General features: G+C 66.3%; 18 protein-coding genes. 11 read left to right on the top strand and 7 right to left on the bottom strand.

The genetic code is table 11. The annotated features are described in order from the left end of the window. Positions 1-98 precede the first annotated feature (98 nt). The 6 genes from ACAG20_RS09715 to ACAG20_RS09690 are packed head-to-tail and all read right to left on the bottom strand — an operon-like array spanning position 99 to position 5,353. Positions 99-977, bottom strand: a complete 879-nt coding sequence (locus tag ACAG20_RS09715; protein ID WP_013830520.1) for an SDR family NAD(P)-dependent oxidoreductase — start codon at positions 975-977, stop codon at positions 99-101. After that, positions 974-1,726, bottom strand: a complete 753-nt coding sequence (locus ACAG20_RS09710; protein ID WP_083037533.1) for an enoyl-CoA hydratase/isomerase family protein — start codon at positions 1,724-1,726, stop codon at positions 974-976. The genes ACAG20_RS09715 and ACAG20_RS09710 overlap by 4 nt, the downstream gene beginning before the upstream one ends. Positions 1,727-1,743: 17 nt before the next feature. Continuing rightward, positions 1,744-2,172: a carboxymuconolactone decarboxylase family protein gene (locus ACAG20_RS09705; RefSeq protein WP_083037532.1), complete on the bottom strand. Its 429-nt coding sequence runs from the start codon at positions 2,170-2,172 to the stop codon at positions 1,744-1,746. 10 nt (positions 2,173-2,182) lie between these two features. Continuing rightward, entirely contained in the window at positions 2,183-3,049 is an 867-nt protein-coding gene (locus ACAG20_RS09700; protein WP_083037531.1) for an NAD(P)-dependent oxidoreductase, read from the bottom strand. A 47-nt stretch (positions 3,050-3,096) separates the two neighbouring features. After that, complete coding sequence (locus tag ACAG20_RS09695) at positions 3,097-3,849, bottom strand: SDR family oxidoreductase (RefSeq protein ID WP_083037530.1); 753 nt, start codon at positions 3,847-3,849, stop codon at positions 3,097-3,099. Between the two features lie 34 nt (positions 3,850-3,883). After that, positions 3,884-5,353 (bottom strand): aldehyde dehydrogenase, encoded by a 1,470-nt coding sequence (locus ACAG20_RS09690; protein ID WP_083037529.1) that lies wholly within the window; start codon positions 5,351-5,353, stop codon positions 3,884-3,886. A gap of 167 nt (positions 5,354-5,520) precedes the next feature. Between ACAG20_RS09690 and ACAG20_RS09685 the strand changes: the two genes are divergently transcribed. The 10 genes from ACAG20_RS09685 to ACAG20_RS09640 all read left to right on the top strand — a co-directional run bounded on the left by ACAG20_RS09685 (position 5,521) and on the right by ACAG20_RS09640 (position 14,830). After that, positions 5,521-6,159, top strand: coding sequence for a TetR/AcrR family transcriptional regulator (locus ACAG20_RS09685; protein ID WP_041318792.1), 639 nt, complete (start codon positions 5,521-5,523; stop codon positions 6,157-6,159). Then, complete coding sequence (locus tag ACAG20_RS09680; RefSeq protein WP_083037528.1) at positions 6,156-7,391, top strand: cytochrome P450; 1,236 nt, start codon at positions 6,156-6,158, stop codon at positions 7,389-7,391. Before ACAG20_RS09685 ends, ACAG20_RS09680 begins: the two co-directional genes overlap by 4 nt. Next, positions 7,392-8,222, top strand: coding sequence for an SDR family oxidoreductase (locus ACAG20_RS09675; protein WP_083037527.1), 831 nt, complete (start codon positions 7,392-7,394; stop codon positions 8,220-8,222). Next, positions 8,219-9,574, top strand: coding sequence for a cytochrome P450 (locus ACAG20_RS09670; RefSeq protein ID WP_083037526.1), 1,356 nt, complete (start codon positions 8,219-8,221; stop codon positions 9,572-9,574). The genes ACAG20_RS09675 and ACAG20_RS09670 overlap by 4 nt, the downstream gene beginning before the upstream one ends. Before the next feature lie 10 nt (positions 9,575-9,584). After that, positions 9,585-9,788: a ferredoxin gene (locus ACAG20_RS09665; RefSeq protein ID WP_083037525.1), complete on the top strand. Its 204-nt coding sequence runs from the start codon at positions 9,585-9,587 to the stop codon at positions 9,786-9,788. 2 nt (positions 9,789-9,790) lie between these two features. After that, entirely contained in the window at positions 9,791-10,354 is a 564-nt protein-coding gene (locus ACAG20_RS09660; protein ID WP_083037524.1) for a hypothetical protein, read from the top strand. A 26-nt stretch (positions 10,355-10,380) separates the two neighbouring features. Next, positions 10,381-11,469, top strand: coding sequence for a diacylglycerol kinase (locus ACAG20_RS09655; protein ID WP_083037523.1), 1,089 nt, complete (start codon positions 10,381-10,383; stop codon positions 11,467-11,469). 8 nt (positions 11,470-11,477) lie between these two features. Then, a complete protein-coding gene (locus ACAG20_RS09650) occupies positions 11,478-12,218 on the top strand; it encodes a glucose 1-dehydrogenase (protein WP_083037522.1) in 741 nt (246 codons plus the stop codon). A 68-nt stretch (positions 12,219-12,286) separates the two neighbouring features. Beyond that, positions 12,287-13,537 carry a cytochrome P450 gene (locus tag ACAG20_RS09645; protein WP_370492387.1) on the top strand — a complete coding sequence of 417 codons (1,251 nt, stop codon included), beginning with the start codon at positions 12,287-12,289 and terminating at the stop codon, positions 13,535-13,537. A 162-nt stretch (positions 13,538-13,699) separates the two neighbouring features. Next, positions 13,700-14,830 carry an NDMA-dependent alcohol dehydrogenase gene (locus tag ACAG20_RS09640; RefSeq protein ID WP_083037639.1) on the top strand — a complete coding sequence of 377 codons (1,131 nt, stop codon included), beginning with the start codon at positions 13,700-13,702 and terminating at the stop codon, positions 14,828-14,830. 63 nt (positions 14,831-14,893) lie between these two features. Here the strand turns inward: ACAG20_RS09640 and ACAG20_RS09635 are convergent, their stop codons facing one another. Next, positions 14,894-15,424, bottom strand: coding sequence for a YceI family protein (locus ACAG20_RS09635; RefSeq protein WP_013830536.1), 531 nt, complete (start codon positions 15,422-15,424; stop codon positions 14,894-14,896). A 112-nt stretch (positions 15,425-15,536) separates the two neighbouring features. Here ACAG20_RS09635 and ACAG20_RS09630 point away from each other — a divergent pair, with 112 nt between their 5' ends. Then, positions 15,537-15,941, top strand: a complete 405-nt coding sequence (locus tag ACAG20_RS09630; protein WP_041320216.1) for an HIT family protein — start codon at positions 15,537-15,539, stop codon at positions 15,939-15,941. The last annotated feature ends 2 nt before the right edge of the window (positions 15,942-15,943 follow it).

The raw sequence follows: 15,943 nt of genomic DNA, 5'->3' as shown, positions 1-15,943 counted from the left end.
ACCGTCTGCGCCATCGCCACCGTCGCCGCCGTTACCGCCGTCGCCATTCAGCCCGCCCGGCTCGGCGCTGCTGGCGTCTCCCGAGTACTTTCAGCGGGTCAACTGCCCGTCACCATGGCGTGCAACTCCGCGATCGACCATGGTGATGAGCCATGGTGATCGCGGTAGCCCAGCACCGCGGGGGCGGGACGGTCGAATCGGCCGACGAAGCCTCCGGATGCCAGGAACACCGAGCCGGTCACCGTGCTCGCCAGGTCGCTGGCCAGGTAGGTATACAGCGGTGCCACGTAGCCGGTCGGCGCCGGATCCAGCGACGCCTGCATGGTGAACTCATCCAGCAGTCCCCGGGCGTGCAGGTCGCGGATGTGCTGCTCGTAGTCGGCGCCGGTCGACAGACGCGTCTTCGCGCCCGGACAGACGACATTGGCCCGAACGCCGTGCTCCGCGAGCTCGGCCGCCATCGCCAGCGTCAGGGAGTTGATCGCCCCCTTGCCGGCGGGATAGCCGGTGCCGCCGTAGTCGCCCAGGAAGGCCACCGAACCGCTGTTGACGATCGACCCCCGTCGCTGCTCGGCCATGATGGGGGCGGCGGCCCGGCAGGTGTGGAATGCCGTGCCGAGATGAGCGTCGAGCAGTTCCTGGAACTGCGCGCCGGATATCGACAGGATCGAGGAACCGGGCGGTTCAGCGATGCCGGCGCAGTTGATCAGCACATCGACGCTGCCGTATTCGTCCCGGCAGGCCGCCATCAACGCCGTCGCGGTCGCCTCGGCGTTGGCGGCCCCGGCTACCCCGACGGCCCGACCTCCCGAACCGGTGATCGCCGCGACGGTGCCGTCCACCGCATCCGGATCCCGGCCGTTGACCACGACGCCGGCGCCGCAAGCCGCGAGTAGGTCGGCGACCGCCCGGCCGACGCCCCGGCTGCCGCCGACGACGACGGCGGCCCGCCCGGAAAGCAATGTCTCGTCGGTCATGGTGTCGAGGTGAAGGCCGCCAGCGCCTCGGCGTTGGCGCCGGAACCCATCAGCTCGACGAAGTAGGCGTTCTCCCGCTCGCGGGCGGCCGCCACCCCGGGCAGGGTGGGCGCAGCGATGCTCTTCTTGACCGCCATCAGGCTGGCGAGCGGTCGCGCAGCGAGGACCTCGGCGTGCCGATGCGCCTCCGCCATCAGGTCATCGGGCTCGCAGACCTTCCAGACCAGGCCCATCTCCAGGGCTTGCTCGGCGGTGATCCATTCCGAGGACATCAGCAGCCAGGCGGCGTTCTGCCGGCCGATCAGTCGCGGCAGCAGATACGACGAGGCCGCCTCCGGCGCGACACCGAGACTGGTGAACGGGCACATCAGCCGTGCGGTCGACGACATGAACGCCAGGTCCGCGTAGCCGAGAATGGTCGTGCCGATGCCGATCCCGATTCCGTTGACCGCGCAGATCAACGGCTTCGCGAACCCGTTGAGCGCGTCGATCAACCCCAGGAAGCCGTGCCGGCCCGGAGTGAAATCCGTTGCGGTGACGCGCGCCTGCATCTCCTTGAGGTCGGTCCCGGCGCTGAAGGCGCGGCCGGCGCCGGTGAGCACCACGACCGCCACCTCGGGATCCTGCGCGGCCTCCAGCAGCGCCTCGGTGGTGGCGTCGTAGAGCGCCTCGTTGAAGGCGTTGAGCGCCTCGGGTCTCGTCAGGGTCAAGGTCCGCACCCGCCCCGCCGTGGTGATCTCCAGGCTCATGCTGCTCTCCGCATTCCCTACCCGCCGCCGTGCATCTTGACCGCGGCGTCGACGTTGGCCTTCTTGTCCTCGGCCTGGCCCTTAGCCGCGGCCTTCTTACGCCTGGCCACGACGGCGTCGACCGCGCCGTTGAGCGCCGATCCCAACGGGAACCCGAGGTAGTGGGTCACAAAGACCGCCATCTCCTTGAGTTCGGCCTCGGTGAGCTCGCCGTTGAGCAGTGCGGCATTGATCTGTATCTCAGCCAGGTCGCGGTTGCCGACCGCGGCCACCGCCGTCAGCGTCATGATCCGCTTGTCGCGCATCGACAACCCCGGGCGGGTCCAGATCTTGCCGAACAGGTGGTCGACGGTCAGATCGAAATACGGGTCGCCCTCGAAGTCGGGCATCTCCCAGCCGTAGACCTCGTTCATCTTGGCCAGCCCGGTACGGCGCAGTTCGTCCATCAGATCTCTCCTAGTCGTTGGTATGCGGCACACCGAGGCCCGCGGCGAGCCCGGCCAGCGCAACCTGGGCGAGCGGAAGGTCGACTCCGGTGGCCTGGCCCAATGCCAGTGCGAGGCTGAGGTCTTTCTCCCCGAGCCCGCGGGTATGGGTGAAGGCATCGTGCAGGAAGTGGTCCGCCGGCAAGGGCGCCGTCGAGTCGAGCAGCATGATCGCGCCGGGCCCGCCGGTGAGCGCGTCGGTGTGCCGCACCACGCGGCCCAACGCCTGCAGATCCAGCCCTGCCGCCTCGGCCAATTTCATGGCCTCACCGGCAGCGGCGTAAGCAGTGAACGTCAGCATGTTGCGCGCCAGCTTCATTCGGGTGCCCGCCCCGGGCTCGCCGGCATGGATGACCAGCGACGCCCATTGCTTGAACGCCGGCTTGATCTGTTCGTAGACCGCGCGGTCGGCGCCGACCATGGTGGCCAGCTGACCCTTCTCGGCGGCGCCGGCACCGCCGCTGACCGGTGCGTCGATGACGTGGATACCCTGCGGCTTCAGCTGCCCGGCCAGCTCGGCAGCGGTGGTGTCGGCGATGGTCGAGTGGATCGCGATGACGGTGCCCCGCTTCGCGTTGACCGCCAGTTCGGCGACGACCTCGCGGACCTGGGCGTCATCGAGCACCGTGACGCTGATGATGTCGGCTGCCGCCGCGACGTCCGCGAGGCTGTCAGCCGAGCTGGCCCCGGCCTCGACCAGCGGGGTCATCGCTTCGGCGCGCACGTCGAAAACCGTTACACCGCCGGGCCACTCGACCATCCGCTTGGCCATCGGCGCACCCATGTTCCCGAGCCCGATGTAGCCGAGGCGCGGCGTTGCCTCAGTCGCTGCGCTCATAAATTCCGACTCCTCCTCATCGCTTCGCTCTGCGTCGTCGCCGGTGGCTATGAGCGGATGATCTGTCCGCCGTCGACGTTGAAGATCTGTCCGGTGATCCACGACGCCTGGTCCGACAGCAGGAACAGACACATCGGAACCAGGTCCTCGGGCGTGCCCATCCGTGCGAGCGGCAGCTGCTGCACCATCTGCTTCACAATGGCCTGCGGAGTGGTGACTCGGTTGGCCTCGGTGTCGATCGGGCCCGGTGCGATCGCGTTGATCCGGATGTTGCGCCAGCCCAGCTCACGGGAGAGCTGCTGGGTCAGGCCGTTGACACCGACCTTGGCCAGCCCGTAGAAGTTCGCGTACACCCACGCCGCGGTCGACGACTGGTTGACGATGGCGCCGCCGCCGCGCTGGGCCATGTGCTCGTAGACCGCGCGGGTGCAGATCAGCGCACCGTCGAGGTTCACCCGCATGAACTTCTCGTAGTAGTCCCACGGCACGGTCAGCAGCCCGTCGAGCTTCATGCCGCCGAAGATCGCGGCGTTGTTGACCAGGTAGTCGATCCCGCCGAATTCATTGACCGCCGCATCGGCCATGGCCTGCGCGGACTCCGGGTCGGAGACGTCGACTTCCACCGCGAGGGCCTTGCCGCCGTCAGCGACGATCTGCTTGGCGACGTTCTGCGCGCCCTCGAGGTTGATGTCGGCGACCACCACGGCGGCGCCCTCAGCGGCCAGCGCCGCCGCGTATGCCTGGCCGATCCCGCCACCGGAGCCGGTGACGATGGCCACCTTGTCGTCGAATTGCCCCATCTGCTTGTTCTCCCTTGAATCCCGTTATCGATTATCAGTTCGCTGCTGTCGCAATGGCTTTGATCTCCAGGTATTCCTCGAACCCGGCGACACCCATCTCGCGTCCGTTGCCGGACTGCTTGTATCCGCCGAACGGCACGTCCGCCGAGTACCAGACCCCGCCGTTGACGTTGACCGTCCCGGCCCGCATCCGGGCCGCCACCGCGGCCGCTCGCTGCGCGGCGGCGCCGTAGACGGTGGCAGACAGCCCGTAGGGCGAGTCGTTGGCGATCCGCACCGCGTCGTCGTCGCCGTCGTGGGCGATCACGGTGAGCACCGGGCCGAAGATCTCCTCCCGGGCCACCCGCGCATCGTTGGTCAACCCGGCGATGACGGTGGGCTCGATGAAGAAGCCGGCGGGTTGATCGGCCGGGCGGCCACCGCCGCAGGCGAACTCACCACCCTCGGCCAGGGCCAGGTCCAGGTAGCTCTGCACCCGGTCGCGCTGGCGCGCCGAGATCACCGGACCGCAGACCGTGCCGGGCTTGGTGGGGTCGCCGGGCTTGATCGAGCCCATCGTGCCGGCCGCGATGGCCACTGCCTCGTCGTAGCGAGCCCGGGGCACCACCAGCCGGGTGGTGATCGCGCAGCCCTGCCCGGCGTGCAGACAGACCGAGAAGCCCGCCACCGAGCAGGCCGCGGCGAGGTCGGCGTCGTCGAGCACCACGAAAGCCGACTTGCCCCCCAGTTCCAGAAAGACCTTCTTGATGGTGGCGGCCGCGTCGGCCATCACGCTGCGGCCGGTGGCCGTCGAACCGGTGAACGAGACCATGTCCACCCGAGGGTCTCCTGCGAGCATGGCGCCCAGCGTGTGGTCGGTGGAGGTGACGATGTTGACGACGCCCGGCGGGATATCGGTGTGCTCGGCGATCAGCTCCCCGAGCACTGCGGCGACCCACGGGGTGTCGGGCGCGGGTTTGAGTACCACGGTGTTACCCGCGGCCAGCGCCGGGCCGAGCTTGGCCAGATTGATCTGGTGCGGGAAATTCCACGGCGTGATGGCGCCCACGACCCCGACCGCCTCGCGCACCACCGACCGGCGAGTGGGAATGCCCAGCGGGGTGGCATGGCCGAGATCCTGCGTCCATTCGTAGCTTTCGGCGGTGTCCGCGGCGAACCCGAGGTCTTCGACCGGGCCTTCAAGCTGGGCACCGGCGGTGAGCATCCGCGGCGCACCCACCTCAGCGATCGTCAGCTCCCGCAGCTCTTCTACCTGCTCGCGCATGGCCTCACGCAGCTGGCGTACGCAGCGCACCCGCAGCTCGGTGTTGGTCGACCAGTCGGTGTCGTCGAATGCCCGCCGTGCCGCGTCGATGGCGCGGTCCATGTCGGCGCTGTCCGCGTTGGCCGCCTCGCCCAGCACCTCCTCGGTGGCCGGGTTGACGGTGGCGAACCCGCCGGCCCCGCCGGCGGTCAGCTTTCCGTCGATGAGCAGCCGGCTCACGCCGTCGGCCAGTAGCGCCATCAGTCACTCCCACAGCTTCCCGGTGCCCGTCCGAAATTGGACACTTGTCTGTTATCGCTCGGTCGAACCCTAGCGGCAGAATTGCGACTCTGGCAACCCGGCGGCCGAGAAAACCTTATTTCCCAGCAGACTTGCCCAACCAAGCCGCCGTCGGCTACGTTGGACAGGTGTCCAGCGAATCCGTGGCGGCAGTCACACCGGCGAACGGCGCACCGGCGGTACCGTCGACGGTTGCGGGCGCCCCGGGCACCCGCAACCGTCGCCAGGAGGAGACCTTCCGCAAGGTGCTGACCGCCGGGGTCGAGATGTTGCGCGAAAAGTCCTACGCGGACCTCACCGTTCGTGCGGTTGCGGCGCGGGCCAAGGTCGCCCCGGCGACCGCCTACACCTATTTCTCGTCGAAGAACCACTTGATAGCCGAGGTCTACCTGGACCTGGTGCGTCAGGTTCCGTACTTCACCGATGTCAACGAGCCGATGCCCAGCCGGGTCAACCAGGCGCTGCGGCACCTGGCGCTGGTGGTCGCCGACGAACCAGAAGTCGCGGCGGCCTGCACCGCGGCGTTGCTCAGCGGCAGCGGCGATCCGGCGGTGCGCACGGTGCGAGACCGGATCGGCGCGGAGATCCACCGCCGCATCGTCTCTGCGATCGGCCCCGGCGCGGATCCGGAGAAGGTCTCCGCGTTGGAGATGACGTTCTTCGGCGCGCTGGTCAACGCCGGCAGCGGCGCCTTCACCTACCACCAGATCACCGATCGGCTGTCCTATGTGGTCAGCCTGATCCTCGAATCAGGAGCTTCGCGATGAGCTTGCAGGCTGTGACTTCCCAGACCTCCGGCCCGCCGGTCCTCAACCCGTACGACTACGACTTCCACGAGGACCCGTTCCCGTACTACAAGCGGCTGCGCGACGAAGCCCCGGTGTATCACAATGAAGAGCTCGACTTCTGGGCGATCTCGCGCCACACCGATGTGCTGCACGGGTTCCGCAACAGCGACGCGCTGTCCAACCGTGACGGTGTCTCCCTGGATCCGGTCTCCCGCGGCCCGCACGCCCAGCTGGTGATGTCGTTCCTGGCGATGGACGACCCGCAGCACCTGCGGCTGCGGACCCTGGTGTCCAAAGGCTTCACGCCGCGCCGGATCCGCGAGCTCGAACCGAATGTGGTGCGGCTGGCGCGCCAGCATCTGGACAACGCTATCCAACCGGGCTCCGACGGCACCTGCTCGTTCGACTTCATCAACGACTTCGCCGGCAAACTGCCGATGGACGTCATCTCCGAGCTGATGGGAGTGCCGGAGGCCGACCGGACTCGGATTCGCGAGCTGGCCGACGGGGTGCTGCACCGCGAGGACGGGGTGACCGATGTGCCGCAGTCGGCGATCCAGGCGTCGATGGATCTGATGACCTACTACAACGAGATGATCGCCGACTTCAAGAAGAATCCGGCCGACAACCTGACCTCGGCACTGCTGGAGACCGAAGTCGACGGAGACCGGCTGGGCGACTCCGAGATCCTGGCGTTCCTGTTCCTGATGGTGATCGCCGGCAACGAGACCACCACCAAGCTGCTCGGCAGCGCCATCTACTGGGGGCACCGCAACCGCGACCAGCTGACGCCGCTGTTCGCCGACCGTTCCCGGATCCCGCTGTGGGTCGAGGAAACGCTGCGTTACGACACGCCCAGCCAGATTTTGGCGCGCACCGCCGCCGAGGACTACACGGTGGGCGGCACCACCATCCCGGCCGAGTCGGTGGTGCTGCTGCTGCCCGGTTCCGGTAACCGCGACGAGCGGGTCTTCGAGGACCCCGACACCTTCCGGATCGGCCGGGACATCGGCTCCAAGCTGCTCAGCTTCGGCAGCGGCGCCCATTTCTGCCTCGGCGCGCACCTGGCCCGGATGGAGGCCCGGGTGGCCCTTGAAGAACTCTTCAACCGGATCAGCGACTACCAGGTCGACGAAGCCAACGCCGTACGGGTGCATTCATCGAACGTGCGCGGCTTCGCCGACCTCCCCATCACCATCAAGGAGGCCTAAGTGCCACGTTTCGACCCGCCCCCAGCTCGCCGGCCCGCCATCGTCGCCGGGGCGTCCTCGGGTATCGGTGCCGCCACGGCTGAAGAGTTGGCACGCCGCGGTTTTCCGGTGGCCTTGGGAGCGCGTCGCGCGGACAAGTTGGCGAAGCTCGTCGATACTATTCGCGCCGACGGCGGCGAGGCGGTGGCGTTCCCACTGGACGTCACCGACGCCGACTCGGTGAAATCTTTTGTGGCGTCCAGCATTGATGCGTTGGGCGAGATCGAGCTGCTGGTCTCCGGGGCCGGCGACATGTTCCCCGGCCGCATTCACGAGATGAGCACCGAGGCGTTCAACGACCAGATCCAGGTGCACCTGATCGGCGCCAACCGGCTCGCGACCGCAGTGGTGCCCGATATGGTGGCCCGCCGGCGCGGTGACGTGATCTTCGTCGGCTCCGATGTGGCACTGCAGCAGCGCCCGCACATGGGCGCCTATGGCGCAGCCAAATCCGCACTCGTCGCCATGGTGAACAACATGCGGATGGAGTTGGAGGGCACCGGGGTCCGGGCCTCGATCGTGCACCCGGGCCCGACAATGACCGAGATGGGCTGGAAGCTCTCCGCCGAGCAGGTGGGCCCGATGCTGCAGGACTGGGCCAAGTGGGGCCAGGCCCGGCACAGCTACTTCCTGCGGCCCGCCGATCTGGCCCGCGCCATCGCGTTCGTCGCGGAGACCCCACGCGGGGCCCATGTCGTCAACCTGGAAGTGCAGCCGGAGGCGCCGCTGCACGACACCGACTCCGATCGCCAGCACCTGCAACTGGGTGAGGAAGGAATGCCGCAATCATGACTGTCACGACTGAGGTTCCCCGGGTCTCGGGAGGCGAGGCCGAGCACGGCCACCTCGAGGAGTTCCGCACCGACCCGATCGGGTTGATGCAGCGGGTGCGCGACGAATGCGGGGACGTCGGCTGGTTTGACCTGGCCGGCCGAAAGGTGGTGCTGCTGACCGGCGCCGAGGCCAACGAGTTCTTCTTCCGGTCCACCGACGACGAGCTCGACCAGGCCGCGGCCTACCCGTTCATGACCCCGATCTTCGGCAACGGCGTGGTGTTCGACGCTCCGCCGGAACGACGCGCGGAAATGCTGCACAACACCGCGCTTCGCGGCGACCACATGAAGCGGCACGCCAGCACTATCGAGCACGAAGTGCGCAAGATGATCGAGGGGTGGGGTGAGAGCGGTGAAATCGATCTACTGGAGTTCTTCGCCGAACTGACCATCTACACCTCGACGGCCTGCCTGATCGGGCAGAAGTTCCGCGAGGAACTCGACCACCGGTTCGCCGAGCTGTACTACGAGCTGGAGCGCGGCACCGACCCGCTGTGCTACGTCGACCCGTATCTACCGATCGAGAGCTTCCAGCGCCGCGACGCGGCCCGCGTCAAGCTGGTCGAGCTGGTGCAGGGCATCATGGACGGCCGAATCGCCAATCCGGAGACCGACAAGAGACGCCGGGACATGATCGACGTCATGGTCTCGATCCCCGACGAGAGCGGCAATCCGCGGTTCTCCGCCGACGAGATCACCGGGATCATCATCTCGATCATGTTCGCCGGCCACCACACCAGCTCCGGGACTTCCGCCTGGACGCTGATCGAGTTGTTGCGCCACCCGGAGGCACACGCGGCCGTCATCAGTGAGCTCGATGAGCTCTACGCCGACGGCGGTGAGGTGAGTTTCCATGCGCTGCGCCAGATCCCGAACCTGGAGAACGTGCTCAAGGAGACGCTGCGGCTACACCCGCCGCTGATCATCTTGATGCGGATGGCCAAAGGCGAGTTCGAGGTCTGCGGCTACCCGATCCACGAGGGCGACATGGTGGCGGCCTCTCCGGCGGTCTCCAACCGGATCCCGGAATCCTTCCCGGAGCCGAATGAGTTCGTGCCGGAACGCTATAACGAGCCGCGGGAGGAAGACGTCCTCCAGCGCTGGACCTGGATTCCGTTCGGAGCGGGCCGGCATCGCTGCGTCGGCGCGGCGTTCGCCACCATGCAGATCAAGGCCATCTTCTCGGTGCTGCTGCGCGAGTATGAGTTCGAGATGTCGCAGCCGCCGGAGACCTACCGTAACGACCATTCCAAGATGGTGGTGCAGCTTGCCCGCCCGGCCAAGGTGCGCTACCGGCGGCGAACCAAATAAGGGGGTTCCCATGGCTTTTCGAGTCAAGGTCGATCTGGACCTGTGCCAGGGCCACGCCATGTGCGAGCTGGAGGCGCCCGACTATTTCCGGGTGCCCAAGCGCGGCAAGGTCGAGATCCTCAACGACGAGCCACCGGAATCCGACCGTCGCCAGATCGAAGAGGCCGTGCGGGCCTGTCCCACCCGAGCGTTGTCCATTGAAGAGAAGGAATAGAAATGCCGACCTCCCACCCCCACTCCCGCGAGATTCTCGAAGACTGGGTCGAGCGCTGGTTGCAGGCCAACCGTGACGCCGAAGCCGCCGGCGACTGGCGCAATCTGGCCGACTTCTACACCGACGATGCCACCTACGGCTGGAATATCGGCCCCAAGGAGGACGTCATGTGCGTCGGCATCGACGAGATCCGGGACATCGCCCTGGGCCTGGAGATGGAGGGGCTGGACAACTGGCAGTACCCGTACCAGAAGGTGCTCATCGACGACAAGCAGGGCGAGATCGTCGGGTTCTGGAAACAGGTCGCGACGGACTCCGATGGAGTCGAATCGGAGATCTACGGCTTCGGCGGCAGCTGGTTTCGGCTCGCCGACAAAGACGGGCGGCCGCTCATCGAGTGGCAGCGTGACTTCTTCGACTTCGGTCACGTCCAGAAGCTCTACCTGGATCTGATGACTGCCGGCAAACTCTCCAAAGGCATGCAGAAGCGCATCGAGCGCAGCCTGGCCGGCGAGAAGCTCCCCGGCTACTACCCGCTCGGCAAGTCGCCGGTACCGCTCTGGTAGCCCACAACTGACACCCAGGAGAACACGTGGCCATCCGTGTCGCTCTGATCGGCACCGGCAACGCGGGGCGCATCGCCCTGCGGGGGCTGATCGGCAATCCCGCATACGAGCTCACCGGGGTGTGGGTCTCGACGGCCGCCAAAGTGGGTCGCGACGCCGGTGAGTTGGCCGGCCTCGACGTCCATACCGGCATCGCCGCTACCGATGACTTCGATGCGATCATCGGAGCCAAGCCGGACGCTGCTGTCTACTGCGCCATGGGGGACACCCGTCTGCCCGGCGCCCTGCGCGACGTCTGCCGGCTGCTCGCGGCGGGCATCAACGTCATCGGCACCGCGCCCGGGGTACTGCAGTACCCGTGGGGTGTCATCCCGGATAAGTTCATCACTCCCGTCGAAGATGCTGCCCGCCAGGGCAATGCGAGTGTCTACGTCAACGGCGTCGATCCCGGCTTCGTCAATGACCTGGTGCCGTTGGCGTTCGCCAGCACGTGCGAACACGTCGAGCAGATCCGCTGCCTGGAGATCGCCGACTACGCGACCTATGACGGTGCCGAGGTGATGTTCGACGTAATGGGCTTCGGCAGTCCCCTCGACGAAGTCCCGATGCTGCTGCAGCCCGGCATCTTGAGCATCGCGTGGGGCGCCGCGATGCGCGAGCTGGCCAACGGGTTGGGTGTGACCCTGGATGCCATCACCGATTCCGCTGAGCGTGAACCGGCGCCTGAGGCGTTCGACATCGCGGCCGGGCACATCCCCAAGGGCGGTGTCGCCGCACTCAAGTTCGAGATCCGCGGCATCGTCGACGGCCATCCGCTGATCGTGGTGGAGCACGTCACCCGACTGCGCAGCGACCTGCGGCCGGACTGGGCGCAGCCGGCCCAACCGGGTGGCTCCTATCGCGTGGAGATCACCGGCGAGCCCTCGTACACCGTCGACATCCGCCCGACCAGTCGCCACGGTGACCACAACTACGCGGCGATCGCGGCCGGGGTGGGACGAGTCGTCAACGCCGTTCCCGCCGTTGTCGCAGCACCGCCGGGCATCGTCACCACATTGGACCTGCCGTTGGTCACCGGCGGCACACAGATAATCACCGAATCATCGAAAGGCTGAGGACAGCTATGGGGCGTGTCGCCGGAAAAGTAGCTCTGATCAGCGGCGGTGCGCGTGGGATGGGCGCATCTCACGCTCGCATGCTGGTCGCCGAGGGCGCCAAAGTGGTCATCGGCGACGTGCTCGACGAGGAGGGTGCGGCGCTGGCGGCCGAGCTCGGGGACGCCGCGGTCTACGTGCACCTCGACGTCCGGGACCCCGAGCAGTGGGCCGCTGCCGTGACCGCCGCCGTCGACGGGTTCGGCAAGCTGAACGTGCTGGTCAACAACGCCGGCACCGTTGCGTTGGGCTCGCTGCGCAAGTTCGACCTGGACCAGTGGCACGCCGTGATCGACGTGAACCTCAACGGCACCTTTCTCGGCATGCGGGCGGCGATCGACTCGATGATCGCCGCGGGCGGCGGATCCATCATCAACGTGTCCTCCATCGAGGGGCTGCGCGGCGCACCGATGGTGCACCCCTATGTCGCCTCGAAGTGGGCGGTGCGCGGGCTGTCCAAGTCCGCCGCCCTGGAGCTGGCGCGTCACAACATCCGGGTCAATTCGCTGCATCCGGGATTCATCCGCACCCCGATGACCGAGCATCTGCCCGAGGACATGGTCACCATCCCGCTCGGCCGGCCCGGCGAGTCAGAGGAGGTCTCCACCTTCGTGGTCTTCCTGGCCAGCGATGAGTCCTCTTATGCCACCGGTTCGGAGTTCGTCATGGACGGCGGTCTGGTCACCGACGTGCCGCACAAAACCGGTTGACATCAGGTCATACACATGACCATCATGTGTATGTTCGAAGTTGGCTCGGCAGCCCGCGACAATCAGAGGTGTTCGTCTTGACATCAACGCAACCAGCCTGTCCGTTCGGCCCGGGTTTCGATTTCACCGATCCGGACGTCCTGTTGCACGGCATGCCGATCGCCCAGTTCGCCGAGTTACGCAAGACCGCCCCGGTCTGGTGGAACGAGCAGCCCGCGCACAGCAACATCTTCGATGACGGCGGCTACTGGGTGGTCAGCAAACACCAACACATCAAAGAGATCTCACGCGACAACGAGGTGTGGTCGACCAACGCCAAGGGCGCAGTGATGCGGCTGCCCGACGGCATCACCGCCGACCAGTTGGAGCTGACCAAGGCGCTGCTGATCAACCATGACCCGCCCGAGCACACCCGGCTGCGCAAGCTGGTGTCCCGATTGTTCACCCCGCGATCCGTGGGCGCGTTGGAGGAGAAGCTGGCGCAGTCGGCGCGCGATATCGTTGCGGCGGCCGCCGAGAAGGACAGCGGCAACTTCGTCGATGACATCGCGATGAAGCTGCCGCTGTTGGCGATCGCCGATCTGATCGGGGTGCCCGAGGCCGATCGCGAGAGGTTGTTCCACTGGACCAACTCGATCATGAACACCGATGACCCCGACTTCGACTCTGATCCGGCCATGGCCAATGCCGAGTTGATGGGTTACGCCTACACCATGGCCGAGCAGCGGCGGCGCTGCCCGGCCGACGACATCGTCACACGGCTGGTCCAGGCCGACATGGACGGTGAATCACTCGGCGAGACCGAGTTCGCGTTCTTCGTGATCCTGTTGGCGGTGGCGGGCAACGAGACCACCCGCAACGCCATGACTCACGGCATCAACGCCTTCGCGGAGAACCCCGATCAGTGGGAGCTCTACAAGCGGGAACGCCCCGAGACCGCCGTCGACGAGATCGTCCGCTGGGCCACCCCGGTGCATTGCTTTCAGCGCACCGCCAAGATCGACACCGAGATCGGCGGGGTGCCCATCGGGCAGGGACAGCGGGTCGGCCTGTTCTACAGTTCGGCCAACTACGACGAGGAGGTCTTCGAGCGACCCTTCGCTTTCGACGTCCTGCGTGATCCCAACCCGCATCTGGCGTTCGGTGGACAGGGTACGCACTACTGCATCGGCGCGAACCTGGCCCGTATGGAGATCCGGTTGATGTTCGATGAGATCGCCAACCAGCTACCCGACATCACCAAACTGGCCGAGCCGCAACGGCTCCGTTCGGGCTGGATCAACGGGGTCAAAGACCTACAAGTCGCCTACCACGGCTAGACCCGATCCATGGCACTCTCGGTCAATCAGACGGTTGGTTGGGCGACCCCTTCCCCCGGGCTGTGACGGGCTATAGGCTGCGACGAGTGGGCTGCCCAGAGTCCCGAGCTAGGACCGGGGCCGTTTCCTAGCCGGATATTCGAGAATGAAAGCAGGTTCGTGGTGAAGACAAAGGGTGCGTTGCTCTGGGAGTTCAACAAGCCGTGGTCGGTCGAGGAGATCGAGATCGGTGAACCCCAGAAGGACGAGGTCAAGATCCAGATGGAGGCGGCCGGGATGTGCCACTCCGACCACCATCTGATGACCGGAAGCATCCCGATGGCCGGTTTCCCCGTCCTCGGCGGGCACGAGGGCGCGGGCATCGTCACCGAAGTCGGCCCCGGCGTGGAGGACATCGCGCCCGGTGACCACGTGGTGCTGTCCTTCATTCCCTCCTGCGGTAGCTGTCCGACCTGCCAGTCGGGGCTGCGCAACCTGTGCGACCTGGGCGCGGGACTGCTCAACGGCGTGGCGGTCAGCGACGGCACCTTCCGCGTCACGGCCCGCGGCCAAGGCGTGTACCCCATGACGCTGCTGGGCACCTTCTCGCCGTGGATGGTCGTGCACAAGACATCGGTGGTGAAGATCGACCCGGCCATCCCGTTCGAGGTGGCCTGCCTGGTGGGTTGCGGCGTCACCACCGGTTACGGCTCGGCGGTGCGCACCGCCGACATCCGTCCCGGCGACGACGTCGCGATCGTCGGCGTCGGCGGGGTGGGCATGTCTGCCCTGCAGGGCGCGGTCAATGCCGGCGCGCGCAACATCTTCGTCATCGATCCGGTTGATTGGAAGCGTGACCAGGCACTGAAGTTCGGTGCTACGCACGTCTATCCGGAGATCAATGCCGCCATGGGCGGGATCATGGAGGTCACGGCGGGGCTGATGGCCAAGAAGGTCATCGTCACCGTCGGTGAGGTGCACGGCACAGACGTCGACAATTACATGATCCTGACGGCCAAGGGCGGAACCTGTGTGCTCACCGCGATGGGCAGCATGCTCGACAACCAGGTCACACTCAACCTGGCGATGCTGACACTGCTGCAGAAGAACCTGCAGGGCACCATCTTCGGCGGCGGCAACCCGCAATACGACATCCCGCAACTGCTGTCGATGTACAAGGTGGGCAAGCTGAACCTGGATGACATGGTGACCCGCCAGTACCAACTCGAGCAGATCAACGAGGGCTACCAGGACATGCTCGACGGCAAGAACATCCGCGGCATCATCCGCTACACGGATTCTGATCGCAGTTGACTCTGCGCTGAGGGCGAAGAAGTGCGAGAAGCACCCGCCCTCAGTGCAGAGTCAACGCCAGGACTAGACCTTCCGGAACACCACGCTGGCCTTCAGCTTGGTCTTGTTGCCGACCATCCCCAGAAAATTGCCCTCGACTGCGAACTGCTTGCGAGTGACGGTTGTCTCGGTGGTCAGCCGCACGCCACCGTCACCGAGCGGGGTGATGTCGACCTTCAGCGGCAGCGGCCCGGTGATGCCCTTGACGGTCAGGTCGGCGTTCAGTCGGGCCGCGTCGCCACCGGCCGGTTCCCCGCTCTTGACCACGATGGTGATGTCGGGGTAGTGGTCGGTGTCGAAGAAATTCGACCGCCGCAGATCATGGTCGCGGGTGCCCAGGCCGGTGTCGATCGAAGCGGCCTTGATATCGATGCGGCCCGACACGGTCTTGGCGTCCTTGATCTCGCCACTGCCAGAAAAATCGGTGAACGCGCCACGTACCTTCAGCGCGCCCCACATCGTGCCGTTCTCGAACCGGATGCTCGACTGCTCGGTATCGAGGCTCCAAACGCCGACCGCCTCGGGACTGCTGAGAAATGTTGTGACAGCTGACATCTCATCTCCTCTACCTGTGGCGTGACGAGCACCCGCCAGGGGCACCAGCGTGTCTTCGATAATACGCAGCTACGCCCGCTATATCCGGCACTCGACGCATATGCTGAAGTTCATGAGCACTGTCTTCACCAAGATCATCAACCGGGAACTGCCAGGTCGATTCGTTTACGAGGACGACGACGTCGTCGGTTTCCTGACCATCGAACCGATGACGCAGGGCCACACCCTGGTAGTGCCCCGCGCCGAGATCGACCAGTGGCAGGACGTCGACGGCGCCGTGTTCGCCGGGGTGATGGCCGTGGCGCAGCGAATCGGCAAGGCGGTGTGCCGGGCGTTCGACACCGACCGCGCCGGCATGATCATCGCCGGCCTGGAGGTCCCGCACCTGCACGTCCACGTCTTTCCGACTCGCAGCCTGTCCGATTTCGGCTTCGCCGGCGTGGACCGCAACCCGTCACCGGAATCGCTCGACGAGGCGCAAACCAAGATCAAGGCTGCGCTGTCCGAGATTCCTTGATG

The organism is Mycobacterium sp. pW045 (assembly GCF_041287085.1).
GTDB lineage: Bacteria > Actinomycetota > Actinomycetes > Mycobacteriales > Mycobacteriaceae > Mycobacterium > Mycobacterium algericum_A.
The sequence above is the reverse complement of the archived record's forward strand: the minus strand, read 5'-3'. Positions and strand labels throughout refer to the sequence as shown.